23 protein-coding genes, 1 tRNA gene and 1 riboswitch are annotated in these 22,766 nt (G+C 63.6%); of the genes, 16 read left to right on the forward strand and 8 right to left on the reverse strand.

The genetic code is table 11. The annotated features are described in order from the left end of the window. The first annotated feature begins 36 nt into the window (after positions 1 to 36). The 8 genes from M9955_13535 to M9955_13570 all read left to right on the forward strand — a co-directional run bounded on the left by M9955_13535 (position 37) and on the right by M9955_13570 (position 6,300). Entirely contained in the window at positions 37 to 2,412 is a 2,376-nt protein-coding gene (locus M9955_13535; GenBank protein ID MCO5082664.1) for a phage tail tape measure protein, read from the forward strand. Continuing rightward, positions 2,412 to 2,843 carry a phage tail protein gene (locus M9955_13540; GenBank protein ID MCO5082665.1) on the forward strand — a complete coding sequence of 144 codons (432 nt, stop codon included), beginning with the start codon at positions 2,412 to 2,414 and terminating at the stop codon, positions 2,841 to 2,843. Before M9955_13535 ends, M9955_13540 begins: the two co-directional genes overlap by 1 nt. Continuing rightward, positions 2,840 to 3,115, forward strand: coding sequence for a tail protein X (locus tag M9955_13545; GenBank protein ID MCO5082666.1), 276 nt, complete (start codon positions 2,840 to 2,842; stop codon positions 3,113 to 3,115). The genes M9955_13540 and M9955_13545 overlap by 4 nt, the downstream gene beginning before the upstream one ends. After that, on the forward strand, positions 3,112 to 4,092 hold the full coding sequence (locus M9955_13550; GenBank protein MCO5082667.1) for a contractile injection system protein, VgrG/Pvc8 family: 981 nt from the start codon (positions 3,112 to 3,114) through the stop codon (positions 4,090 to 4,092). Before M9955_13545 ends, M9955_13550 begins: the two co-directional genes overlap by 4 nt. After that, positions 4,089 to 4,370 carry a hypothetical protein gene (locus M9955_13555; GenBank protein ID MCO5082668.1) on the forward strand — a complete coding sequence of 94 codons (282 nt, stop codon included), beginning with the start codon at positions 4,089 to 4,091 and terminating at the stop codon, positions 4,368 to 4,370. Before M9955_13550 ends, M9955_13555 begins: the two co-directional genes overlap by 4 nt. A gap of 138 nt (positions 4,371 to 4,508) precedes the next feature. Beyond that, positions 4,509 to 5,321: a DNA adenine methylase gene (locus M9955_13560; protein MCO5082669.1), complete on the forward strand. Its 813-nt coding sequence runs from the start codon at positions 4,509 to 4,511 to the stop codon at positions 5,319 to 5,321. Continuing rightward, positions 5,318 to 5,587 carry a hypothetical protein gene (locus tag M9955_13565; GenBank protein ID MCO5082670.1) on the forward strand — a complete coding sequence of 90 codons (270 nt, stop codon included), beginning with the start codon at positions 5,318 to 5,320 and terminating at the stop codon, positions 5,585 to 5,587. The genes M9955_13560 and M9955_13565 overlap by 4 nt, the downstream gene beginning before the upstream one ends. Before the next feature lie 260 nt (positions 5,588 to 5,847). Next, positions 5,848 to 6,300, forward strand: a complete 453-nt coding sequence (locus M9955_13570) for a hypothetical protein (GenBank protein ID MCO5082671.1) — start codon at positions 5,848 to 5,850, stop codon at positions 6,298 to 6,300. Between the two features lie 10 nt (positions 6,301 to 6,310). Here M9955_13570 and ppk2 read toward each other — a convergent pair whose 3' ends face one another. Further along, complete coding sequence (gene ppk2 / locus M9955_13575; GenBank protein MCO5082672.1) at positions 6,311 to 7,207, reverse strand: polyphosphate kinase 2; 897 nt, start codon at positions 7,205 to 7,207, stop codon at positions 6,311 to 6,313. Between the two features lie 68 nt (positions 7,208 to 7,275). On the opposite strand from ppk2, the gene M9955_13580 reads away from it, so the two are divergent. Then, complete coding sequence (locus tag M9955_13580) at positions 7,276 to 8,562, forward strand: ATP-binding protein (protein MCO5082673.1); 1,287 nt, start codon at positions 7,276 to 7,278, stop codon at positions 8,560 to 8,562. 127 nt (positions 8,563 to 8,689) lie between these two features. Then, positions 8,690 to 9,421: a phosphate signaling complex protein PhoU gene (gene phoU, locus M9955_13585; GenBank protein MCO5082674.1), complete on the forward strand. Its 732-nt coding sequence runs from the start codon at positions 8,690 to 8,692 to the stop codon at positions 9,419 to 9,421. A 39-nt stretch (positions 9,422 to 9,460) separates the two neighbouring features. Here phoU and M9955_13590 read toward each other — a convergent pair whose 3' ends face one another. Beyond that, a complete protein-coding gene (locus M9955_13590) occupies positions 9,461 to 9,976 on the reverse strand; it encodes a GcrA family cell cycle regulator (protein ID MCO5082675.1) in 516 nt (171 codons plus the stop codon). Positions 9,977 to 10,368: 392 nt separating this feature from the next. Here M9955_13590 and M9955_13595 point away from each other — a divergent pair, with 392 nt between their 5' ends. The 3 genes from M9955_13595 to M9955_13605 all read left to right on the forward strand — a co-directional run bounded on the left by M9955_13595 (position 10,369) and on the right by M9955_13605 (position 13,578). Next, on the forward strand, positions 10,369 to 11,565 hold the full coding sequence (locus M9955_13595) for an aspartate aminotransferase family protein (GenBank protein ID MCO5082676.1): 1,197 nt from the start codon (positions 10,369 to 10,371) through the stop codon (positions 11,563 to 11,565). Positions 11,566 to 11,570: 5 nt separating this feature from the next. Beyond that, the gene (argF, locus tag M9955_13600) at positions 11,571 to 12,482 is read left to right on the forward strand and encodes an ornithine carbamoyltransferase (GenBank protein ID MCO5082677.1); all 912 of its coding nucleotides are present in this window, start codon (positions 11,571 to 11,573) and stop codon (positions 12,480 to 12,482) included. Positions 12,483 to 12,594: 112 nt separating this feature from the next. After that, positions 12,595 to 13,578: an Hsp33 family molecular chaperone gene (locus tag M9955_13605; GenBank protein ID MCO5082678.1), complete on the forward strand. Its 984-nt coding sequence runs from the start codon at positions 12,595 to 12,597 to the stop codon at positions 13,576 to 13,578. 6 nt (positions 13,579 to 13,584) lie between these two features. Here M9955_13605 and apaG read toward each other — a convergent pair whose 3' ends face one another. Beyond that, positions 13,585 to 13,977, reverse strand: a complete 393-nt coding sequence (gene apaG, locus M9955_13610) for a Co2+/Mg2+ efflux protein ApaG (protein MCO5082679.1) — start codon at positions 13,975 to 13,977, stop codon at positions 13,585 to 13,587. Positions 13,978 to 14,032: 55 nt separating this feature from the next. Beyond that, the gene (locus tag M9955_13615) at positions 14,033 to 15,214 is read right to left on the reverse strand and encodes an O-succinylhomoserine sulfhydrylase (protein MCO5082680.1); all 1,182 of its coding nucleotides are present in this window, start codon (positions 15,212 to 15,214) and stop codon (positions 14,033 to 14,035) included. Positions 15,215 to 15,267: 53 nt separating this feature from the next. Continuing rightward, positions 15,268 to 15,345: riboswitch (SAM riboswitch) on the reverse strand. 90 nt (positions 15,346 to 15,435) lie between these two features. On the opposite strand from M9955_13615, the gene M9955_13620 reads away from it, so the two are divergent. Further along, positions 15,436 to 16,527 carry a 2'-deoxycytidine 5'-triphosphate deaminase gene (locus M9955_13620; protein MCO5082681.1) on the forward strand — a complete coding sequence of 364 codons (1,092 nt, stop codon included), beginning with the start codon at positions 15,436 to 15,438 and terminating at the stop codon, positions 16,525 to 16,527. 80 nt (positions 16,528 to 16,607) lie between these two features. Next, positions 16,608 to 17,792: an aspartate/tyrosine/aromatic aminotransferase gene (locus M9955_13625; protein MCO5082682.1), complete on the forward strand. Its 1,185-nt coding sequence runs from the start codon at positions 16,608 to 16,610 to the stop codon at positions 17,790 to 17,792. A gap of 141 nt (positions 17,793 to 17,933) precedes the next feature. Here the strand turns inward: M9955_13625 and M9955_13630 are convergent. The 4 genes from M9955_13630 to M9955_13645 all read right to left on the reverse strand — a co-directional run bounded on the left by M9955_13630 (position 17,934) and on the right by M9955_13645 (position 21,981). Further along, positions 17,934 to 18,007, reverse strand: a tRNA-Gly gene (locus M9955_13630). A 252-nt stretch (positions 18,008 to 18,259) separates the two neighbouring features. Further along, positions 18,260 to 19,069 carry a hypothetical protein gene (locus M9955_13635; protein ID MCO5082683.1) on the reverse strand — a complete coding sequence of 270 codons (810 nt, stop codon included), beginning with the start codon at positions 19,067 to 19,069 and terminating at the stop codon, positions 18,260 to 18,262. A gap of 195 nt (positions 19,070 to 19,264) precedes the next feature. Continuing rightward, entirely contained in the window at positions 19,265 to 20,689 is a 1,425-nt protein-coding gene (locus M9955_13640; GenBank protein MCO5082684.1) for an amidase, read from the reverse strand. Continuing rightward, positions 20,686 to 21,981 carry an FAD-binding oxidoreductase gene (locus tag M9955_13645; protein MCO5082685.1) on the reverse strand — a complete coding sequence of 432 codons (1,296 nt, stop codon included), beginning with the start codon at positions 21,979 to 21,981 and terminating at the stop codon, positions 20,686 to 20,688. The genes M9955_13640 and M9955_13645 overlap by 4 nt, the downstream gene beginning before the upstream one ends. 81 nt (positions 21,982 to 22,062) lie before the next feature. Here M9955_13645 and M9955_13650 point away from each other — a divergent pair, with 81 nt between their 5' ends. Beyond that, positions 22,063 to 22,692, forward strand: a complete 630-nt coding sequence (locus tag M9955_13650) for a cupin domain-containing protein (GenBank protein MCO5082686.1) — start codon at positions 22,063 to 22,065, stop codon at positions 22,690 to 22,692. The last annotated feature ends 74 nt before the right edge of the window (positions 22,693 to 22,766 follow it).

Consider the following 22,766-nt stretch of genomic DNA (forward strand, 5'->3'; position numbering starts at 1 on the left):
GGCCGGAACGCGTCAGCCGCAGTTTGGTGAGCCCTGATGGAAGCCTCCCTCCTCATAAGGCTGATCGACCAGTTCTCCGCGCCGGCGCAGACCGTGCGGGAGAAGATGCGCGGCCTCACCCAAGGCTTTCGCGAGTTTCGCGACGGGGTGAAACAGTCCATCCGTGACGGCTTTTCCGAGGCCAATATCGAGCAGGCGACGAAGAACGCCGAGGCGAAGCTCAATCAGGCCCGGCAGCGCATGCGCGGCGCGATCCTCACCGGACTGGCGCTCGCCGCGCCCCTGAAGTCGATCGGCGATTTCGAGGAACGGCTGACCGCCTTCGGCAACACAGCCGGCGTCTTCGGCGACGATCTGAAGAAGATGGAGGCGCAGATCCGGGCGCTGGGTCCCGATATCAACCAGACCGCGACCGAGACGCTCGGCGCGCTGGAGTATCTGGTCGGCAAGGGACTTTCGCCGGAACAGGGCATGGCCGCGCTCCGGGCGGTCGGCATGACGGCCACCGCCGCCGGCGCCGAGATCGAGGACACGGCCGCTTCCGGCTTCTCGGTGCTCGACAATCTGAAGGTGCCGGCCGATCAGCTGCAGCTCGCCTTCGACGCCATGGCGCAGGCCGGCAAGTCGGGCGGCTTCGAGCTGAAGGGCATGGCGCAGTATTTCCCGCAGCTCACGGCTTCCGCCCGCGCGCTCGGCATGGACGGCGTCGACGCCGTCGCCGAGCTGGCCGCCGCGCTCCAGATCGCCATGAAGGGCGCAGGCTCCGAGAGCGAAGCCGCCAACAACATGCAGAACTTCCTGTCGAAGCTGTCGTCGCCGGAGACGGTGAAGCGCTTCAAGGATTTTGGCATCGACATAAAGAAAGAGTTCGCAACGGCCGAGAAGAACGGCGTCTCGGTCTTCGAGCACATGCTGAAGCGCATCAACGAGGCGACCGGCGGCGACCAGTTCAAGATCGGCGAGCTGTTCGGCGACCAGCAGGTACTCAATTTCCTCAAGCCGATGCTCCAGAACATGGAGGAGTTCAACGAGATCAGGAACGCGGCGCTCTCGGCCGAGGGCGTGAACGCCGCCGACTATGCCCGCGTGATGGAGACGCTGAACGCGAAGCTGAAGGGCGCCGTGATCGAGATCGGCAACCTCGTCTCCGCCGGCTCGCCGCTGCTCGACATCGCGAAAGAGCTGGTGACGCAGTTCACGGCGCTGCTCAAGGCCGTCAACGACTTCGCCACGGCCAATCCGGAGCTGACGAGGAACATCGTCTACGGCGTCGCCGCGCTGCTCGCCATGAACGTCGCCGTCCGCACGCTCGCCTGGGGCTTTGCCGCCGCGCGCGTCGGCGCGATCGGCCTCTCCTCCTTCTTCCTGAAATTCGCGGCGGATGGAACCAACATCGCCGCCGGCTGGCGTCTGCTCTCCAGCGCCGGCTGGATGCTCTCCGGCGCGCTGGCGGCGGTAAAATTCGTCGCGGTCGGCGTCGGCTCGATCCTCGCCGGCATCACGGCGCCGGCATGGGCGCTGATCGCCGCGCTGATCGCCGCCGGCTTCGCGCTCTGGAAATACTGGGACCGGATCAGCTCCTTCCTCGCCGGCTTCGCCGCGCCGTTCAAGGAGCTGTTTTCGCCGGTGGTGCAGGGTGCGATCGACCTCGTCTCCGGCCTCATCGACACGATCGGGCGGCTGTTCGGCATCTCCCCGGAGAATATCGAGGGCTTCAAGGCCGCGATCGGGAAGATGTTCGACATCTCCACCCATATCGACGCGGCGAAGATCGCGCTCAACGAACTGTGGGATTGGATTTCCTCCTTCTTCAGCCAGGAGCAGCTGACCGGCGAGGAGAAGGCGGCGATGTACGCCTCCGGCCAGGCGCTCGCCCAGCAGCTGATCGACGGCATCAAGTCGATCTTCGACGCCTTCATCGGGCCGTTCAGGGAAGCCTTCAATTTCGCCGTCAGCATCGAATGGCCGGAGCCGCCGGCCTGGGTGAAGTGGATGATGGAACGCGCCGGCGCGGCCGCCGATGCCGCCGGCGGCCTGATCGGCGCCGGTCGCGATCAGGTGTCCGGCTGGCTGGGCGCTGGCGAGGGGGCGGAGCCGCCAGCCACTACTGCCGGCGCGGCAACCTCAGCACCATCTTCCGGGTGGCTTTCGAACCTCTTCAACTGGACCGGCAGCGCTTCGGAAGATCTCCAGCAGGGCGGTCAGGCCGTGGCCGATGGTGGTCAGGCGGCCGGCGCGGCGCTCAACGAGGCGGCCGCAGCCGTGCGCGGCGCGGCAAGCGCCATGTCAAGCGCGGCCGCCGGCATCAACACGGCAGTCAGTCGCGCCAACCGCAGTGGCGGTAGCGAAGGCGGCTACGGCCAGGCCATGCGCAACGCCCGCGCCGAAGCCCTTCACGACGGGACGGAATGATGCCGCTGCTTGCCCTTGGCCCGCACCGTTTCGAGATCGAGCCGCTCAACTTCCAGGCGATCGAGCAGGAGTTCGAGGTGAAGTGGCCGGCGATCAGCCGCTTCGGCGGCCGGCCCGGCCGGCAGATGACGGGTTTTGGCGAGGACCCGATCCGCATCTCCGGCCTGCTGCACACCCACGAGTTCGAGGGCAGCCGGGAGGCGCTGGACAGTCTAGTGCGTACCCACAAGGCGGCGAAGCCGCTGATCATGATGGGCTGGGCGGACGAGGAGAGCCTGAAGGCCGATGTCTATGGCCTCGTCGTCATCCTGAAGGTGACCCATCGGGGCACGAAGATCGGCGGGTCCGGCAAGCCTCGCCGCATGGAGTACGACATCGAGATCGCCCCGATCCCCGAGGCGGCCGGCAAGCCGATAGGCATCTTCCTGTGAGCGAGGCGAACACCATCCCTGCCGTGACCGTCGTTGTCGTCAAGGAGGACGTGACGGTCGAACTGCTCTGCTTCGAGCAGGCGCTGTCCGCGCTGGGAGACCGTCGCCGCGCGGGCAAGCTCTGGGCCTATGTGCAGGCGGCCCTCGACGCCAATCCCGGCCTTGCCTCGAAAGGCATCGTCCTGCCGCTCGGCACCCGCGTCTCGCTGCCGCTCTTCCGGATAGAGACCTCGGCGTCCAACAGCCGCAAGCTTTGGGACGGCGCTGCATGAGCGGGCTTTATCCCTTCATCAACGTGTCGATCGGCGGCCGGCCGGTCTCCGACTTCTTCTACCAGCGTCTCGTCAGCGCTTCGATCCACGACGCGCCCGGCCAGGACAGCGACAGCTGCGATCTCACCTTCGACGACGCCGGCAACGAGATCGAGCTGCCTTCGGCCGACGACATCATCGACGTGCATTTCGGCTACCGCGACGTGGGCGGGGCCGAGAAGATGGGCCAGTTCATCGTCGAAAAGCCGACCATAGAGGGCGGAGACGACGGCGAGTTCCTGATCGTGCGCGGCCGTTCGGCCAAGACGTCGGAGGCCGCCAAGGAAGCGCTCTCCGAGCATTTCGACGACATGACCATCGGCCAGATCGTGCGCCAGCTCGCCGGCCGCCACGGCCGTCAGGCGAAAGTGGATGCGGCCTATGCCAGCGAGCGGATCGAGTACGTCGCCCGCACCGGCCAGTCGACGCGCGACTTCCTCACCCGCCTCGCCGACCGCTACGGCGCGCTTTTCGCCGAGAAGAACGGCGCGTTCCTTTTCCTCCAGCACGGCCAGATGCCGACGCAGATCATCACGAAATCCGACTGCGAGAGCTGGAGCTTCGAGATCGAGCCGCGCCAGCGCTACGGCAAGGTCGAGGCCGGATGGTTCGACCGGGCGACCGGCCAGACGAAATTCGAGACCTTTTCAACGGGCCTTGAAGGGCCGGTGAAACGGGTGCGGACGCTGTTCTCGACGCCGGCGGCGGCGAAGGCCGCTTCGAAGGGTGAAGGCGAGCGACTCGGCCGCTCCACCGGCTCCGGCAGCCTGACGCTCGCCGGCCGCGCCGGCCTGCTCGCCGACTTCCCGATCGTCACGGCCGGCTTCCGGCCGGAATGCAACGGGCTTTGGCGCGTCGCGTCGATCGAGCACAGCTTCGAGGACGCCTACACCATGACGGTCGAGATCGAGGCTCCAGAGGAGGGCAAGGAACTATGACGAAGATCATCAACGAAACGAACTTCTGCCATATCGAGCAGCTTCCTGACGGCCGCCGCATCCTCTTCTATGCGGAGCATGACGGCGACAACATCGTCATCCATCAGGTCACGCACTGCGCGCTTGGCACGGTGGATATCAAAGTCGAGGGCGGCGCCGACTGGATCGAGGCCGCCTGGCCGCCGGATTTTTCTGCCCGCGCTGCGGATGTCGTGAAGAGCCTGCAGCAGATGGGCCTGGTCGGTTCGGTCGAGAGCGAGGGAGCGCCCATGACGTGAAGGCAGCGGAGGCCGCGTCAATTCGCGGCTGCGGGCTCGGTCGGCAAACTTCAACCCGCATGGCTAGCTGAACGCATCATCGCCACCCCGGCGGCAGAGCCGCAGCGACAGGGTGGATTGATTCGAGAGCATTCCACCATGACGAAATTCGAGATGCGGGACGTTGTCCCCGTCAAGCCGGCCGCACCGTGGGTCGGCGGCAAGAAGCAGCTCTCCAGGCGGCTCGCCTGGATGATCGAGGCCGCGCCTCACGACGCCTATGTCGAGGTCTTCGCGGGCATGGCGGGTGTCTTTCTCAAGCGCCGCCGCGCGCCCAAGACCGAGATCATCAATGACCTTAGCGGCGACGTCGCCACCTTTTTCCGCGTGCTCCAGAACCACTACCAGGCGCTTATGGATGAGCTGAAATGGAAGCTCACCAGCAGAGACGAGTTTGAGCGCTTGAACGGCATGGATCCGGAACGCCTGACCGACCTCCAGCGGGCGGCGCGCTTCCTCTATCTCCAGCGGACAGCGTTTGGCGGCAAGGTCGCCGGCCGTAGCTTTGGGACCAGTTCGACAGGCGGCGGCCGCTTCGACGTGACCAAGCTCACCCCGATACTCGCAGCCGTGCACGAGCGCCTCGCCGGCGTCATCATCGAATGCCAGCCCTGGCAGAAGCTGATCGACCGCTGGGACCGGCCCGGCACTCTCTTTTATATGGACCCGCCGTACTACGGCACCGAGCACTACTACGGCCGGGGCATGTTTGAGCGGTCGGAGTTCGAGGCGATCGCGGCCCGTTTAAGAGCCCTTGAAGGGACGTTTATCATGACCTTGAACGATGTCCCCGAGGTCCGCGCCATCTTCGACGGCTTCTCGATCGAGGCGGTGGACGTGACCTATGGCGTCGGCGGCGGCGACAATGCCAAAAGGGTGGGAGAGATCATCATCACAGGAGGAAGGGCGTGACCAAGATTTCCGAGCAAGGGCTGGCTGTCTACCGCCACAGGAGGCGCGGCACTGAATACCTGTTGGTGGGCTTCGGCCGCATGCAGGCAGAAAGCTGGCTCGACGGCAGTTCGCCGGAACGCAACGCCGGAGACCTCTACTCCATCGACATGCGCGAGGTCGCCATCTATCGCGGGGTCGCGGACGGGCGACTATGGGTCAGGCCACGAGAGGAGTTCGAGGGTCGATTTGATCTGGTAACGGCGCGCGAAACTGGTGCCAAGTGAAGTTGCGCGCAGGTGCCAAGTGAAGTTGCGCGCTACAGAAACTGCGCAGTCAGCTTGGCTTTCATTTGGGGATGGAAATTGTTGCTATGGGCATCTCGTGCCAACGCCATAGCAACATTTTTCGCGGCTTTAGGCAATCAGCGGCGAACAGTGGCGGACGAAATCCCCATAATAATCAAGGGGTATGGCTTCATAGGCGAATGACAGCGAACAGCTGAAAACACTGGTTCAAGGGCTGGTGCCAGACCTGGCTGGTCCACATGCGCAGTCCCGCCGCCTTTTACCGCGAGATCGGCCCGCGCTCGTTCATGATCGCGCAGATCCTGTTTGGTGGCATGGTGGTTTCGGCCGCCGTGCATCCCGTCTTCATCGGGACCCTGGGCTGGGTCGGCTACAACCTTGCGATCGGCAGCCCGCTGAGCACCTTCCAGTCGGCGCTGCTTGTGGTCGATACCGTCAACATCGTCGCCGGCTATGTGTCTTTCTGGCTCCTGGGGCGGCAGTCGACGCCGCCCGAGCGCCGCGGCGGAACGTGGAAGATCGTTCTCGCGACACCGGTCTACTGGATGCTGATGTCCTATGCCGCATGGCGTTCGCTCGTGCAGCTCTACCGGAAGCCGCATCTGTGGGAGAAGACGCCGCATGGCGCAAGCGCGGCGGCGCCCGACCGGCAGCCGGCGGCCGGACTGCCGCTGGGGCAGGCGGCGGAATGATCGCCGGACGCTATTCCTTCAGGAAAGCTGGCCCGTCGCCGATGATCTTCGGGTCCGCCTTGCCGATCGCATTGAGGTCCCGTCCGGCATAGGGAAGGCTTTGCAGCACACGGCGCATCGCCGCGATGCGGGCGCGGCGCTTGTCGTTCGCGCGGATCACGATCCATGGCGCATAGGCCGTGTGCGTGCGGCTGAACATCAGGTCGCGCATTTCCGTATAGGCGTCCCACTTGCTCATGCCGGCCACGTCCATAGGCGAGAATTTCCAGTTCCGCAGCGCGCTGTGCCGCCGGTCGTGGAAGCGCTTCAGTTGCATTTCCTGGCCGATGTTCAGCCAGAATTTGAAGAAGTGGACGCGCTCGTCGACGATCATCTTCTCGAAGGTCGGCGTCGCTTCGAGGAAATCGTGATGCTGCTCGGGCGTGCAGAAGCCCATCACCGGCTCGACGCCTGCCCGGTTGTACCAGGAGCGGTCGAAGGTGACGAACTCGCCAGCGGTCGGGAAATGCGTCACGTAGCGCTGATAGTACCACTGTCCCTGTTCGGTAGGGGTCGGCTTGGTCAGGGCGACATTGCGTGCCGTGCGCGGATTCATGTTCTGGCGAAGGGCGTTGATGGTGCCGCCCTTGCCGGCCGCATCCCGTCCTTCGAAAATCGCCAGCACGCGATGACCGGTCGCCTGCTGCCATGCCTGCACCTTCACCAGTTCGACCTGCAGCCGTTCCAGCGTCTCCTCGTATTCGTCCTTGTCCATCTTCTCGGAATAGGGATAGCCGCCCGACGTCAGCGCGCGTTTCCTGACCCAGTCCGGCAATACGGGGTCGTCCACGTCGAACACGCGTTCCTTGCCGTTGATCTTCAGCTTCAGCGCGGACGAGGGAGCCTTGCCGTCATTCCTGGGTTTCATTTTGTCACCTTTCGCACGACAAGCTCATGCTATTGGGTGCGCGGAGTGCGGTCCAGAGTGAAGTCGCGATGGTGTCTGGGAACGAGGTGAGTGCCGGGGAGACTCGGGCGGGAGGCAGGTTCCTCAACCGGGTTGGCACCGCCGCCTACCGCGAGCGCTACGTGCTTGCCCTCGCCGCTGCCGGCGTCGCCGTCGCAGCCGCTGTTCCGTCGCTGGCGGCGCTGATACTGGGAGCGACGGCCGCAGTTCTGGCCTGTCGGCTGCTGCTGGGCGAGGGGCCGGCTCGGGAGCCGGCGTCGCCGGCTGCGAACATGGATGCAGTGACCGCCCGCCAGATCTCGGCGATCGACCTTGCCGCGGCCATGCCGGAGCCGGTGATCATCTTCGAGGCGTCGTCCGCCGTGGCTTATGCGAACGCCGCCGCGCAAAGGTCCTTCGGTACGCTTCAGGACGGCATGCCGCTGCTCCTGAAATTCCGCGCTCCGGAGATGCAGGATCTGATCTCTTCCGTTGTGGCCTCCGATTCCGCGCCGCGCACGGCGGATTATTCGGAACGCGTGCCTGTCGAGGCGAGCTATAGGGTGACGGCCGGCCGCATCGGCGTGAACTCCGATCTCTTCTTCCTTCTGTTCAAGGACCAGAGCGAATCCCTTCGTATCGACCGCATGCGGGCCGACTTCATCGCCAATGCCAGCCACGAGATGCGGACGCCGCTCGCCTCGATCAGCGGTTTCGTCGAGACGCTGCGCGGTCCGGCGAAGGACGATCCCGCCGCACGCGAACGCTTTCTCAAGATCATGCAGGATCAGACGGCGCGGATGTCGCGGCTGATCGACGATCTCTTGTCGCTGTCGCGCCTCGAAATGAAGTCCCACAGCAAGCCGACGGCGGCGGTCGACGTGCTGCAGGTCGTGCAGGGCGTGATCGACACGCTGAAACCGCTTGCCGCCGACCTGTCGGTGAACATCGAGACGGAATTTGCCGTAGCCGACGCGATCGTTCCGGGCGACCGCGACGAGCTGTTCCAGGTCTTCGAGAATCTTGTCGAGAACGCCTGCAAATACGGGCAGTCCGGCGGTCGCGTCATCGTCTCGGTCGAGCGCGTCGAGACAGGCGCGCAGTCCGAGATTTGCGTCAGCGTGCGCGATTTCGGCCCCGGTATTCCGGAAGAGCATATTCCGCGCGTCACCGAACGCTTCTACCGCGTCGACGTTCAGTCCAGCCGGGCGCAGAAGGGCACGGGCCTCGGCCTCGCCATCGTCAAGCACATACTGACGCACCACAATGCGCGGCTGGTCATCAAGTCCGAACCGGGCGCCGGCGCCCGGTTTTCGGTCTACCTCCCGGCCCGTTAGCCGCGCTTCCTCCGAGGCTTTTTCCCGCAGGAAAGGCTTCTTTTTTCTGTCATGCCGGTGGCTTATGTATTGCTGGTGCGACTCCTTTCACCCGAGGTCGCCTCAAACTGCTCCGAGGAGCAAAAACGTGACTGCTACGCCGCACATCTACCGGGCTTATGACGACGAGCTGAAATTTCTCACCCGGCGTATCGCCGCCATGGGCGGGCAGGCGGAGCGTATGGTCGATCGCGCCGTCGCGGCGCTGGTCAACGCGGATGCGGAACTGGCGCAGCAGGTGATGGGCGACGACGCCATGCTCGACGCCGCGCAGCGGGAGATCGATGAGAAGGCCATCGTGATAATCGCCAGGCGCCAGCCGGTGGCGGGCGATCTTCGCGAGATCATCGGCGCCATCCGCATCGCGTCGGACCTCGAACGGGTGGGGGACCTGGGCAAGAGCATCGCCAAGCGCGTCGTCGCCGTGACTCAGGTGCGCCAGCCGGTGAGCCTTTTCCGCGGCCTGCGCGGGCTGGCGGAACTGGCGCTGACCCAGTTGAAGGATGTGCTGGACGTCTACGCTTCGCGATCCGTGGACAGCATCGCGGCCGTCCGCGACCGCGACGGCGAGATCGACGCCATGTACACGTCGCTGTTCCGCGAACTGCTGACCTACATGATGGAAGACCCGCGCAACATCACGCCCTGCACGCATCTTCTCTTCTGCGCCAAGAACATCGAGCGCATCGGCGACCACGCGACCAATATCGTCGAGACGGTCTATTATGTCGCGACAGGCGAGCAGATGCCCGCCGAACGACCGAAGAGCGACAAGAGCCACCGGGTGACGCTTGTGCCTGTTCCGCAGGCAAAGGGCTGACGCCCACTGCCGCTATACGATGATGCCGCTTTTCGGCGATCAGCGGTTGCGACGCCGCTCGGCCGCGGGCTGGAACGCCACCGAGGCATGGAACGAGCAATAGGGGCCGCTGTCGCCAACGTCGTTGCCGCAGAAGCTGAAATCTTCCGCCAGCGGGTCGCCGTTCGGCCACTTGCAGGTCTTTTCGCTGAGCTGGATGAGCTGCAGCTTGCGTGAAATAGGCACGACCACATCGGTGGACGGGCGCGGCTGATGCCGCAGCGTCGGCTCGGCGGCATCGAATTGCGCCTGGAGCGCGGTGGCGCCGATCGTTGCGGTGACGATGCGCGCGCTGGTCACCGGCTTCGCTGCGGGCTTGGCGCTTCCGTTGCCGGAGGCCTTCTTCGGCCGCGATCCGCTGCTGGTGGAACGGCCGCGACTCGACAGGTGGAGGCGGTGCACCTTGCCGATGACGGCGTTCCTGCTGACGCCGCCAAGCTGCGCCGCGATCTGGCTTGCGCTCAGACCTTCAGCCCAAAGCTTTGTCAAGAGTTCAACGCGTTCGTCAGTCCACATGGGACACGCTCCTTCGCCAGTAGCGTGCGCAATCGGAATCCAATCCCCAGCCCGGGCTTCCGCCAAGGCTGTGGCACCACATTTACGCAGTGATTTGGTCCGCCGCACGAAATCTTGTTTTCGTTGGCAAGAATCTAACTACCCCGTGACTCCGTGACAAGAGTCCCAAAAGCCACACGAATCGGTTTTTGCAGTTTTCCCCAACTTGCCGGACAGCGCCGGCATGGCGGGGGCGGTTCTGCGGGCGGCTGGTACAGCACGTTTTCGTTGACTTCATGGCCGAAAACCCCAATATGCCGCCCAAAGCCGCGGTCCAGCGGCTTTTTTAGTTCTCGCCGGCTGATAACGTCGCAACGGCCGATTTGTTCGGCGGGAGGGTTCTGGAGACGAAAATGAGTGGCTCGCCACTGTACGAGACTTTCGCGCGTGCGCCTCTTGCCTTCGAGCGGGGCGAGGGCTGCTGGCTGGTGACGGCGGACGGCGAGCGATATCTCGACCTGGCGGGCGGCATCGCCGTGAACTCGCTGGGCCACAGCCATCCGCATCTCGTCGCCGCGCTCACCGAGCAGGCCGGCAAGCTCTGGCATGTGTCGAACCTCTACCAGATCCCGGAGCAGGGCCGGCTTGGCGAAAGGCTCGTGGAAGCCACTTTCGCCGACAAGGTGTTCTTCACCAATTCCGGCGCCGAGGCGCTCGAATGCGCCGTCAAGACGGCGCGCCGCTATCATTATGTGAAAGGCCATCCCGAGCGCTTCCGCATCATTACCTTCGAGGGCGCCTTCCACGGCCGCACGCTGGCGACGATCGCTGCCGGCGGGCAGGCCAAGTATCTCGAAGGCTTTGGCCCGAAGGTCGACGGTTTCGATCAGGTTCCGTTCGACGACATCGATGCGGCGGAGAAGGCGATCACGCCCGAAACGGCGGCGATACTTCTGGAGCCGGTCCAGGGGGAGGGCGGCATCCGCTCGTTTCCGTCCGCTTCGCTGAAGCGGCTGCGCGAGCTGTGCCAGAAGCACGGCCTGCTGCTCATCTTCGACGAGGTGCAATGCGGCATCGGCCGGACCGGAAAGTTGTTCGCGCATGAATGGTCGGGCGTGACCCCCGACATCATGGCCATCGCCAAGGGTATCGGCGGCGGCTTCCCGATAGGCGCGTGCCTCGCCACCGACGAGGCAGCGGTCGGCATGACCGCGGGTGTTCATGGCACGACGTTCGGCGGCAATCCGCTCGCCATGGCCGTCGGCAACGCGGTGCTCGACGTGGTGCTGGCCGACGGCTTCCTGGAAGACGTGGCGCGCAAGTCGCTGCTCTTCAAGCAGGGTCTTGCCGCGATCGCCGACGAGTTTCCCGATGTGATCGCCGGCATTCGCGGCGAGGGCCTGATGCTCGGGCTGAAATGCGTCGTCCCCAACACGAAGGTCGCGGCGGCGCTGCGCGAGGAGAGGCTGCTCTCGGTCGGCGCGGGCGACAACGTCGTGCGCCTGCTGCCGCCATTGATCATAACCGATGCGGAAATCCGCGAAGGGCTGGACCGCATTCGCGCGGGCGTTGCGGGCGTCTCGCGGGCGCAGGCGGCAGCGGCGGAATAGCAATCATGACGATCAGACATTTCACCGATCTGTCGGCCGTTTCCGCCGTGGACCTGCGCGCCATGCTCGACGACGCGATGGCGCGGAAGAGCCGTCTCAAGGCAGGCGAGCGCTCGAAGCCATTCGAGGGCAAGGTGCTCGCGATGATCTTCGACAAGCCGTCCACGCGCACCCGCGTTTCCTTCGATGTCGCCATGCGTCAGCTCGGCGGCGAGACGATCATGCTGACCGGCGCCGAGATGCAGCTCGGGCGCAGCGAGACCATCGCCGACACGGCCAAGGTGCTGTCGCGCTATGTCGACGCCATCATGATCCGCACCACGGCGCACGAACGCCTGCTCGAATTGACCGAGAACGCGACCGTGCCCGTCATCAACGGCCTGACGGACGACACCCATCCCTGTCAGCTTATGGCCGATATCATGACCTTCGAGGAGCATCGCGGTCCGGTGAAGGGCAGAACCTTCGCCTGGTCCGGCGACGGCAACAACGTGCTGCATTCGATGCTGGAGGCGTCGGCCCGTTTCAGCTTCAACCTCAATGTCGCCGTGCCGGAAGGCAGCGAGCCACGCGCGGATTTCGTCAAATGGGCGCGCGACAATGGCGGCGCGGTCAATTTCACGCGGAGCGCCGAGGAAGCCGTCGAGGGCGCCGATTGCGTCGTCACCGATTGCTGGGTGTCGATGGGTCAGGAGCATCGGGCGCGCGGCCACAACGTCTTCCTGCCCTATCAGGTGAATGCCGCGCTGATGGCGCGCGCCAGGCCGGACGCGCTGTTCATGCACTGCCTCCCGGCCCATCGCGGCGAGGAGGTGACCGACGAGGTCATCGACGGCCCGCATTCGGTCGTCTTCGACGAGGCCGAGAACCGGCTGCATGCCCAGAAGGCGGTTCTCGCCTGGTGCCTCGGCGCTTGAATGCGATACCGGCGGCCCCTATCTGAGCCGCATCACGGAATGAACGATAAAGCGTCGTCCGGGCCGCCGCTCTTTGCGGTCGCCCGGACGACCGCGTTTTGGAGTCGCGAAATTGGCTGAAGCAGGAATAAAGCTCGGTGAATTCGGCTTTGCCGGAGACGATCACGTCGTGCCTTTCGAGGTCGCGGCGCTGGATATGCGCGGCCGTACCGTCCAGGTTGGGCCGCTGCTCGACCAGATCCTCGGCCGGCACGACTATCCGGAGCCCGTCGCGCGCCTGCTGGCCGAGGCGGTCGTCCTCACCGCGCTGCTCGGCACGTCGCTGAAGTTCGAAGGCAAGTTCATCCTGCAGACGCGGACGGACGGCCCGGTCGACATGCTGGTCGCTGACTTCTCGACGCCGGATGCGATGCGCGCCTATGCGCGCTTCGATGCCGAGCGTCTTGCTGCGGCGGTCGAGGCCGGCGAGGATGCGCCCGCCGATCTGCTCGGCAAGGGCGTGCTCGCGCTGACCATCGATCAGGGCGCACACACGCAGCGCTATCAGGGCATCGTGCAGCTCGACGGTACGTCCTTCGAGGACGCCGCGCGCAGCTATTTCCGCCAGTCCGAGCAGATCCCGACGGATGTGCGCCTTGCCGTCGCGCGGCAGCGCCTGCCGGGAGCCGGCGGCGAGCACTGGCGCGCCGGCGGCCTCATCGCGCAGTTCCTTCCCGATGCGCCGGAGCGCCTTCAGCGTCCCGACCTGCCGGGCGGCGACGGCGACAATGGCGATGACGACGGTCAGGTCGACGATTCCTGGCGGGAGGTTCAGGCGCTCATCAGCACCATCGAGCCGACCGAGCTGATCGATCCGACGACGGGCGCAGAGCGCCTGCTCTACAGCCTGTTCCACGAGCATGGCGTGCGCGTTTTCGAAGGCGTGCGCATTGCTGACCGCTGCAGTTGCTCGCGCGACAAGATCCGCGGCATTCTCGACGGCTTTTCGGCCGAGGAGATCGGCGACAGCGTGGAGGACGGACGGATCAAAGTCGACTGCGAGTTCTGCTCGAAGTCCTACGAGTTCGATCCGGCGGAATTCGTGGCGGCCGAATAGGCCCGCTCAGTTGACCGTCCGGGAGTCGCCCGGCAGATCGAGCGAGAAGGCGGGGATGGCGACGTCGAAAAGCTCGCCCTGCTTGTTGCGCATCGTGTAGCGCCCGATCATGATTCCCGACGGTGTCGAGAGCGGACAGCCGGACGTGTACTGGTAACTGTCGCCCGGATCGAGTTCCGGCTGTTCCCCGACCACGCCCGGCCCGCGCACTTCCTCGATGCGTCCGTGCCCGTCGGTGATGCGCCAGTAGCGCGTCAGCAGCTGCACGAAATCGTCGGACTGGTTGTCTATCGTCACGCGATAGCCCCAGAAATACCGGCCTTCTCCCGGATCGGAGCGGTCCGGGAGATAGAACGGCTCGACCGTGACCTCGATCTGGCGCGTGACGGCGCGATACATGCCAGCTCCTTTCGTGGAAGAGTAGCAGGTTCCCCGCCCGTCGGTCGAGACGGCGCTACGACTTCAGGGCCGCGTCGAGGTCGGCGATCAGATCGTCGGCATCCTCCAGCCCCACCGAAAGGCGCAGCGTGCCGGGCCCGATGCCGAGTTCGGCGCGCGCGGCGTCCGCCAGATTCTTGTGCGTTGTCGTTGCCGGATGGGTTATCAGGCTCTTGGCGTCGCCGAGATTGTTGGAGATCTTGATGATGCCGAGACCGTTCTGCAACCGGAACGCCGCCTGTTTGTCCTTCATGTCGAAGCAGATCAGCGTCGAGCCTCCGGTCATCTGCCTCTTCACGAGATCGGCCTGCGGATGATCCGGCCGTCCGGGATAGATCAGGCGCGTGACGGTTTTTTGCCCCGCGAGGAAATCCGCGATCTTCGCCGCGCTTTCCGTCTGCTGCTTCACCCGGATCGGCAGGGTCTCCAGCCCCTTCAGCAGCGTCCAGGCGTTGAAGGGCGAAAGGCTCGGCCCCGTGTGCCGGAAATAGTCGTGCAGGTTCTCGTCGATCCATTTCTTGTCCGACAGCACGATGCCGCCGAGACAGCGGCCCTGGCCGTCTATGTGCTTGGTCGCCGAGTAGACGACGACATGCGCGCCGAGTTCCAGCGGCTTCTGCTGCAGCGGCGTCGCGAACACATTGTCCACCACCACGCGCGCGCCGATGGCGTTTGCGATCTTCGTGACGGCCGCGATGTCGATCACTTCGAGCGTCGGGTTGGTCGGGCTTTCGAGGAAGAACAGTTTCGTGTTCGGCCGCACCGCCCTTTCCCAGTTGGCGATGTCGGTGCCGTCCACCAGCGTGGATTCAATGCCGTATTTCGGCATCAGCGTCTCGACCACCCAGCGGCAGGACCCGAACAGGGCGCGCGCCGCCACCACATGGTCGCCGGCCTTGACGCTGCAGAGCAGCGCCGCGCTGACCGCCGCCATGCCCGACGCCATGGCGCGCGCGTCTTCGGCCCCTTCCAGCGCGCACATGCGCTTCTCGAACATGTCGACGGTCGGATTGGCGTAGCGCGAATAGATGAAGCCCGGCTCCTCGCCCTTGAAGCGCGCTTCAGCCGCTTCCGCCGTGTCGTAGACATAGCCCTGGGTGAGATAGATCGCTTCGGAAGTCTCGCCGAAGCCCGAGCGTAGCGTGCCGCCATGAACCATCGCGGTCTGCGGCTTCCAGTTCCTGTCGTCAGTGCCCATCGCCATATCCAAAACAAAAAAACCGGCCGCGAAAGTCGCAACCGGTCCATACGGCCTTGCGGCCCACGGTCCTTTAGCGACTTGTTTAACGTGGCTGCAAGCCGACCGGCCAAATCACCACGGGATAAGCTTCCCTTAGACCTCGGCCGGGCTTGCGTCAATTCCCGTCATCATTAAACGTCCCTCCGCATTGGACGTCCCGGCCGGGACTGGAGTTCGCGTTGCGGCAGACAGGCATTCTTCCGGACGAACATATTGCGGCGCTCTTCTCGAAGGGCGCGCTGGCGTCCGCGCGGTCGCTGGATGCGGACCAGATCCAGCCCGCCAGCCTCGACCTGCGCCTCGGAGAGAAAGCCTATCGCGTCCGCGCCAGCTTCCTTCCAGGCCCGGACAGCCTCGTCGCCGACAAGCTCGACCGGCTGAAATTGCACGAGATCGACCTGACGCACGGTGCGGTGCTGGAGACGGGTTGCGTCTACATCGTCCCGTTGCTGGAGACGCTGGCTCTGCCGGCAGATGTTTCCGCTTCCGCCAATCCGAAAAGCTCCACGGGGCGCCTCGACATATTCACCCGCGTCATGACCGACCGGGGAGGTGAGTTCGACAAGATCGCCGCGGGCTATCACGGCCCTCTCTACATGGAGGTCAGCCCGCGGACCTTCCCGATCGTGGCGCGCACCGGTTCGCGCCTCTCGCAGATACGCTTCCGCACCGGGCATGCGCTGTTGTCGGAGGGCGAGCTTGCGGATCTGCATCGCACCGAGACGCTGGTGGCCGTCGATCCGCCCAACATCAATGGCGGCGGCATCGCGCTGTCCATCGACCTGCGCGGAGGCGCGGACGATCTGATCGGCTATCGCGGCAAGCATCACACATCGGTCGTCGACGTCGACAAGCGCGCCGCCAACGACTTGCTCGATTTCTGGGAGCCGCTTTACGGTCGAAATCGCGGCGAGCTGATCCTCGACCCCGACGAGTTCTACATTCTCGTCTCGCGCGAAGCCGTGCACGTGCCGCCGCTCTACGCCGCGGAGATGACGCCCTTCGATCCGCTGGTGGGCGAATTCCGCGTCCACTATGCCGGCTTCTTCGATCCCGGTTTTGGCCACTCCGCCGCCGGCGGCACCGGCAGCCGCGCGGTGCTTGAGGTGCGCAGCCACGAAGTGCCTTTCATTCTCGAACACGGGCAGATCGTCGGCCGTCTGGTCTACGAGCATATGCTGGCGCGCCCGAAGGCGCTTTACGGCAGCGACCTCGGCTCGAACTACCAGGCGCAGGGCCTGAAGCTCTCGAAGCATTTTCGCGCGTCCTGACATTCTTTCCGGCTGGATTTGGCACTGGCGTCCTGGCGGCTTTCGCCGTATCAAGCCGCGCGTTCTCACGAGGTGCACTGATGTTCGAGACATTGCAGCCGGCCGCGCCCGACAAGATCCTCGCCCTCATCGGCATGTTCCGCGACGATCCGCGCCCGAACAAGGTCGATCTCGGCGTCGGCGTCTACAAGGACCCCGAAGGCCGCACGCCGGTCATGCACGCGGTGCGCGCCGCCGAACAGCGCCTCTATGGCGAGCAGACGTCCAAGGCCTATCTCGGCCTTGCCGGCGATCCGGCCTTCAACGCCGCAATGATACGCCTGACTTTCGGCGGTGACGCCGACACGTCCCGTCTTCGCGCAGCGCAGACGCCGGGCGGTTCCGGCGCGCTGCGCCTGATCGCGGAACTGCTGCACCGCTCCCGGCCCGACGCCACGGTGTGGATATCCGATCCCACCTGGCCGAACCATGTGCCGATCATCGCCGCGGCCGGTCTGAAGACCGCGACCTATCCCTATTTCGATGCCGCCACGGGCGGATTGCGGTTCGACGCCATGCTGGCGGCGCTGCGTGGCGCCAGGCGCGGTGACGCCGTGCTGCTGCATGGCTGCTGCCATAACCCGACCGGCGCGAACCTCCATGAAGGGCAATGGAACGAATTGGCTGACCTGCTCGTCGAGCACGGCCTCTTTCCCTTCGTCGACATCGCCTATCAGGGTTTTGGCGACGGGCTGGATGCCGACGCCGCCGGCTTGCGCCTGCTGGCCGGCAAGGTGCCGGAACTGGCGGCTGCTTCCAGTTGCTCGAAGAACTTCTCGGTCTACCGCGACCGCGTTGGCGCGGCGATGCTGCTAGGGTCTACGCCGGCCGAGGCGGATGTCGCGCTGAGCCAGATACTCTCCGTGGCGCGTTCCATGTATTCGATGCCGCCGGACCACGGCGCGGCCGCCGTGCGCATCATCCTTTCCGACGAGGCGCTGCGCGCCGACTGGGAAGCGGAGCTCGACGCCATCCGCGATCGCATGATCCGCCTGCGCGAAGGTTTTGCGGAAGCGCTCCGCCGGCAGTCGAACTCCGACCGTTTCGACTTCGTCGCGCACCATCGCGGCATGTTCTCGCGGCTCGGCCTGACGGTCGAGCAGGTACGACGCCTGCGCGACGAACACGCCGTCTACATGGTCGATGACAGCCGCATCAACGTCGCCGGCTTGCCCGAAGACCGGCTGGACGACCTCGCCAAGGCGGTCGTTTCGGTTCTCGGCTGAGCCGACGCTTCCTCCTGCACATCCGCGCGGGGACGGCCGAGTGCGGGAAGGAACGCTGGCGGAACAGCCACTGTAAAAGTGCTGTAAAATCGCCTATCCCACGAAGCTCTGAAAATGAGCGCAAACCCGCGTGCGGCAAGGTGGAGCGGGTAGCGGGAATCGAACCCGCGCGTTCAGCTTGGGAAGCTGACAGGCTACCATTACATCATACCCGCGTCGGCGACGTGGTTAGCATGGCGACCGTCAACCGGGCAATTGCAAAAGAGGGCAGGCGGGACTGCTGGGACAACGGATCAAGACGGTTGTCGAAGGCGCCTCTCAAGCCATTGGACGCCTGTGGCCCGTTTCCGATCTTTGCCGCTCAATTCTCGGCGGGATAGCGCGTGTAAGCGAGACGGGATTTGCCCGCGGACTTCCCGTGGGTCGTACGTCCGACCAGCCTAGCACTGCATATTGGACGGAGAGTGTCAGTATTTCGCGGCAACAAAGCCGTAGAAGTGGTCAAGGAAATTCTGTTTGCTAAGAGCCATTTTCTTTGACCGGTCTCCCAGTTTTATCACATGCGCCCAGGTGAACACTTTTAGTTCGACGGTCTCTCTCGCTATCCGAATTGGTGATTCAAGCACAACCCAGTGGTTCGGCCAGACGGACCATGAACTGTTTTGGTCGTTGAGGATGGCTGAGTGAATGCTTAAGAACACGCGATGCTTTTGCATGTAGTAGGCGTGCGCCCCGTGGAGAAGGTCTTCTTTTCCGCCGTAAAAGGCCGTTCGGTCCACTACCTGTTGATAGCCGCCGATCCGCCTCAGCCAATGGGCGATGTCCGGCGAATATGTGCCGCCGGCAAATACGTTGTCCGTAGGCGTTCCGTAGTCCAGGAAGGAATTTGACGAATCCCTCAACGAAGCCATGGCGATCCAGTCGGCCGGCTGAAACGGGTCGGGTGGCCGGTAGTTCTTCAGATGGACGCCCGGTCTGATCCAGACCCCTACCGCGAGCTGAGGCCATTCACTGCTGTATGTCGCGCCGGTATCATAGAGTTCCGTGACAAGCTTTGCGTATTTGTCTGGGTGATCGCCGAGCAACACGTACATGAACGCCGCAGGACCACAAACCCCCGCCGTGCGCTGGTTCACGCCGCTAGGATCACTGACCCGATGTCGGATCGCCAACGCTACTTCATCCCGTGAGAAGGCCGTGAACCAGCCGGGTGTCTTTTTGGATGCAAACGTCTCGACTATTTGAAGTGCGCGATCCTTCCGATGCTGTGAAGCCATTTTCGCCTCCCAAGCCCTCGTCCGCATACCAATACTAACACATTTCGAAAGAGACGGTATTCGTTCTTCAGACCTTCAGAGATAGACCAAACGAACTTATGCAGGTAACCTGGAACCGGGTTGGCCGTCTGTGAAAAAGTTGCCCGGTGTCCGGCGGGCAGAGGGGCAGGGCGGCTGGACGACCAGGAATAGAGATCAGCAATTCGATACGGAGATCAGGTCCTCTATCGCAGAGCCGATCTTCAGAACCTGTAGATCGCAATATCGGCGTCCCACGATCTGCAGTCCGGTTGGAAGGCCGGAGCGCGTGGTGCCGCTCGGGATCGACAAAGCCGGACATTGTCCAATGAGATTGAAAGGCGCCGTCATGTCCAAGCCATGATACCGGCCATTGGAGTCGATCGTCCCGAAATCACGATCTGTCATGGTTGCCGCCGGGGCGGGGATGGCAGTCGTCGGGCAAAGCAGCGCGTCGTAATTCTGCAGAATGGGGCGAAAACCGTTCCAGAATTTGGTGCGCGCGATTTCCAGTTGCTTGTAGTGCACTGCGGAAATCCCGCGCCCCTGTTCGATCAGCTTGCGTACCGCCGGATCGAGCAGGGAGGCCCTTTCATCATAGGCTTCCTTGAAATAGGCCGCCATGAAGACGCGCCAATAGTTCATCCAGACTTCGAGAATTTGCGTTGACCACCCCAATTCGATCTCGTCGACGATCGCACCTGCCTGCCGCAGTCGATCGACGGCGCGTCGAGTGTTGCATTCGACTTCCGGATCTATCGCGTAAAATCCGAAATCCAGCGAAAGGGCGAGCCGAAGCCCTCGCGCGTCTATTTCAAGCGAGCCGTCATAGCCGAAGGGTATCGGCAGCGACTGGATATCGCAATCGTCCGGACCCTGGGTGGCTCCGACGAACAGCGCGGCGTCGGCACAACTGCGCGCCAGCGGGCCGAAATGGGAAATGTTGTCGAAACTGCTCGGCAATATATCGAATGGAATTCTGCCGAGACTGGGCTTGAGTCCGACGACGCCGCAAAGAGCTGCGGGGATGCGTACGGACCCACCCATGTCGGTTCCCTCCGCCAGGAAAACCGCTCCGGTTGCGACAGCGACGGCGGAGCCCCCCGAACTGCCGCCGGATGTACGGCTTTCGTCGTGCGGATTGCGCGTGATTCCGAATAACGGGCTCTGGGTAAAGCTGGAGAAAGCGAATTCGGGCGTTGTCGTCTTGCCGACGATGATCGCTCCCGCCCGCCGCAACGCGGATACGATCCACGCATCGTCCGTCGCGATCTGATGCTCGAAAACACGCGAGCCCAACGTTGTCATTTTGCCTTTTACAGGCGTCATGTCCTTGATGGCGATTGGAACGCCGTGCAGCAACCCGGCTTTGTCCCCCCTGTGAATTGCCGCGTCTGCGGCCGCAGCCTGCGCAAGAGCATCTTCACGGTAGATCGCGGTGAAGGCATTATAGCGAGGATTGATCTCTGAGATGCGATGAAGGCTCGCTTCGACAGCCTCGCGGGCGCTGAGTTCTCCGGAGCCGGTCAGCCGTGCCAGTTCGCCTGCGGAGAGCGAGAGAATCCGATCTTGATGCTCTGGACTCATGGTTTCCTCGTTCACGCGCCCAGACCGAGCCGATCACGAAGCCGGTAGTAGCTTATCGCTGCCGCCAGCATCGGCTGCCGCACGGAACGCCACGGTATGCCTGAGAGCTTTGTCACAGGAATCGCATCCGCCAACGCACCACCAGCGATCCGATCCGCGATAACCTTTCCCATCACGGTTGCCGCTGCGACGCCACGACCATTATAGCCCAGACCTATGTGAAGCCCCGGCTCGGGTTCGTGGAGGTGGGGGAGTTCATCAGAGGTGAGCCCGACTTTCCCTTGCCAGCGGTATTTGACTTGCAGGTTGCGGACAGCCGGGAAAATTTTCACCAGTTGACTGTGGATGACTCGATACAGCGAGTCCGGCCTTCGATTGCCGACCGGCCCACGACCGCCGATCAGAAGCTCGCCCCGAGGCCCCTTGCGCATATAGACCGCGACCTTTCTGGTTTCGGACAGACAGGCTCCGGCCGGAAGGATCGCGGCATCGATTTCGGCAGGAAGGGGTTCCGTCGCGATTTGCAAGCTGCTGACCGTCAACAGCGACCGTTCCAGCGCTGGAAGCAGCGACCCCGAATAGGCGTCGGTCGCGATCACTACGCGCTCCGCGCGTATGTCGAAATCGCTGCCTCCTAGCCGCCACGCTCCGCCTTCCCGGAGAAGGGAATGCGCTCTGGAATTTTCGAACAGGACGACTCCATTTGCCTGTGCGGCACGTGCCAGGCCGCGCGCATAGGCAAGAGGCTGAATCGAGCCGGCTCTGCGATCGATGAGACCGCCGGCATAGGCATTGCTCCCCGTCAACATCTTTATGTCGTCGATGGAAAGGAGTTCGACGTCGGCGCCGCGCGAATGCCAGTCGCGCCAACGTGCGCCTATCATGGACAACGCGCCCGGCGAGTGGGCGGCGAGAATCCAACCCTTTCTTGACGGCGCACATCGAATGGAATGGCGATCTATGAGAGCGAATACCGACTGGGCCGCATCGCCGAAAAGCTCGATCAGGGAGGAGGAGGCTGCGCCAAAAATCCTCTCCAGATCCCGAGGGTCCTGCTTCAGCCCCGGAATAACCTGTCCGCCATTGGCACCGGATGCCCCACTGCCGACATCTCCGGCCTCGACGACAGTCACGTCAAATCCTCTCTCTGCCAAGTGCAGGGCGGCGCTGAGGCCTGTATAACCTGCTCCCACGATCGCAATGTGGGTGTGCAGCGCTCCTTTCGCTGCCGACGCGTCGAGCGGAGGTTCTTCGGATGTCGCTGACCAAAGGGACTGATGACGCTGCAAGGTCACGGAGCCCACCATCGAACGACCTCAATTGCAAAAGACTCGTTGCATTTTGAAAACGTGATTGCAATAAGACTAAAAGATAGCGGAGTCAATTTAATGGACGGCGACATGACCCCCAAACCAACGCAAGCCAGAGAGGAGGGGGCGGCGAAAGAGGTATCCGCTGCCGATCTCTGGCTGGGCCTCCAGTTGCGCACGTTGCGGAAAGCCGCCAAGCTTTCGATGAGCGAACTTGCCCAGAAGGCCAATCTGTCCGTTGGGATGATCAGTCAGATCGAACGCGGAGTCGCTTCGCCTTCTATCCGCTCGCTTCGCCAGATCAGCGATGCGCTTGGTGTCGCTCCCGCCGAGTTCTTTCACGACGGTTTGCAGCCGCCATTGGAGGAAATGGGCAAAATCGTGCGGAAAATGGCCCGCCGGCAACTCACTTTGCCGCGAAATGGCGTTTCCAAGCAGTTGCTGACACCCGATCTGGATGGCGCCACCGAAATGCTGCTGGTGATCGTCGAGCCCGGCGGAACATCTGGTCCCGAGCATTATGTTCACAAGGGTGAGGATGCGGGCCTAGTGCTTTCCGGCTCGCTGGAGTTGTGGATCGAAGGCCGCATGCATCTTCTCAATGAAGGCGACAGCTTTCGTTTCAAAAGCACCTTGCCACACCGGTTCGCCAACCCGACCGAGTCCGAGACGCAGGTCCTTTGGGTGATCACCCCGCCCTTGTACTGATCCAGATCACTAAAAATTATGCCATAAATTTAAATGGTGTTGCAATTATCTCGGCTCCGTGCAACGAGTCTCGA

Source organism: Rhizobiaceae bacterium, assembly GCA_023953845.1.
Taxonomy (GTDB): Bacteria; Pseudomonadota; Alphaproteobacteria; order Rhizobiales; family Rhizobiaceae; genus Arvimicrobium.

Bases quoted from the DNA above. Each gene is read 5' to 3' on its own strand.
- M9955_13535 (MCO5082664.1), top strand. From the start codon at position 37: ATGGAAGCCTCCCTCCTCATAAGGCTGATCGACCAGTTCTCCGCGCCG.
- M9955_13540 (MCO5082665.1), top strand. From the start codon at position 2,412: ATGCCGCTGCTTGCCCTTGGCCCGCACCGTTTCGAGATCGAGCCGCTC.
- M9955_13550 (MCO5082667.1), top strand. From the start codon at position 3,112: ATGAGCGGGCTTTATCCCTTCATCAACGTGTCGATCGGCGGCCGGCCG.
- M9955_13555 (MCO5082668.1), top strand. From the start codon at position 4,089: ATGACGAAGATCATCAACGAAACGAACTTCTGCCATATCGAGCAGCTT.
- M9955_13560 (MCO5082669.1), top strand. From the start codon at position 4,509: ATGACGAAATTCGAGATGCGGGACGTTGTCCCCGTCAAGCCGGCCGCA.
- M9955_13570 (MCO5082671.1), top strand. From the start codon at position 5,848: ATGCGCAGTCCCGCCGCCTTTTACCGCGAGATCGGCCCGCGCTCGTTC.
- ppk2 (MCO5082672.1), bottom strand. From the start codon at position 7,207: ATGAAACCCAGGAATGACGGCAAGGCTCCCTCGTCCGCGCTGAAGCTG.
- M9955_13580 (MCO5082673.1), top strand. From the start codon at position 7,276: ATGGTGTCTGGGAACGAGGTGAGTGCCGGGGAGACTCGGGCGGGAGGC.
- M9955_13590 (MCO5082675.1), bottom strand. From the start codon at position 9,976: ATGTGGACTGACGAACGCGTTGAACTCTTGACAAAGCTTTGGGCTGAA.
- M9955_13595 (MCO5082676.1), top strand. From the start codon at position 10,369: ATGAGTGGCTCGCCACTGTACGAGACTTTCGCGCGTGCGCCTCTTGCC.
- argF (MCO5082677.1), top strand. From the start codon at position 11,571: ATGACGATCAGACATTTCACCGATCTGTCGGCCGTTTCCGCCGTGGAC.
- apaG (MCO5082679.1), bottom strand. From the start codon at position 13,977: ATGTATCGCGCCGTCACGCGCCAGATCGAGGTCACGGTCGAGCCGTTC.
- M9955_13615 (MCO5082680.1), bottom strand. From the start codon at position 15,214: ATGGGCACTGACGACAGGAACTGGAAGCCGCAGACCGCGATGGTTCAT.
- M9955_13625 (MCO5082682.1), top strand. From the start codon at position 16,608: ATGTTCGAGACATTGCAGCCGGCCGCGCCCGACAAGATCCTCGCCCTC.
- M9955_13635 (MCO5082683.1), bottom strand. From the start codon at position 19,069: ATGGCTTCACAGCATCGGAAGGATCGCGCACTTCAAATAGTCGAGACG.
- M9955_13645 (MCO5082685.1), bottom strand. From the start codon at position 21,981: ATGGTGGGCTCCGTGACCTTGCAGCGTCATCAGTCCCTTTGGTCAGCG.
- M9955_13650 (MCO5082686.1), top strand. From the start codon at position 22,063: ATGGACGGCGACATGACCCCCAAACCAACGCAAGCCAGAGAGGAGGGG.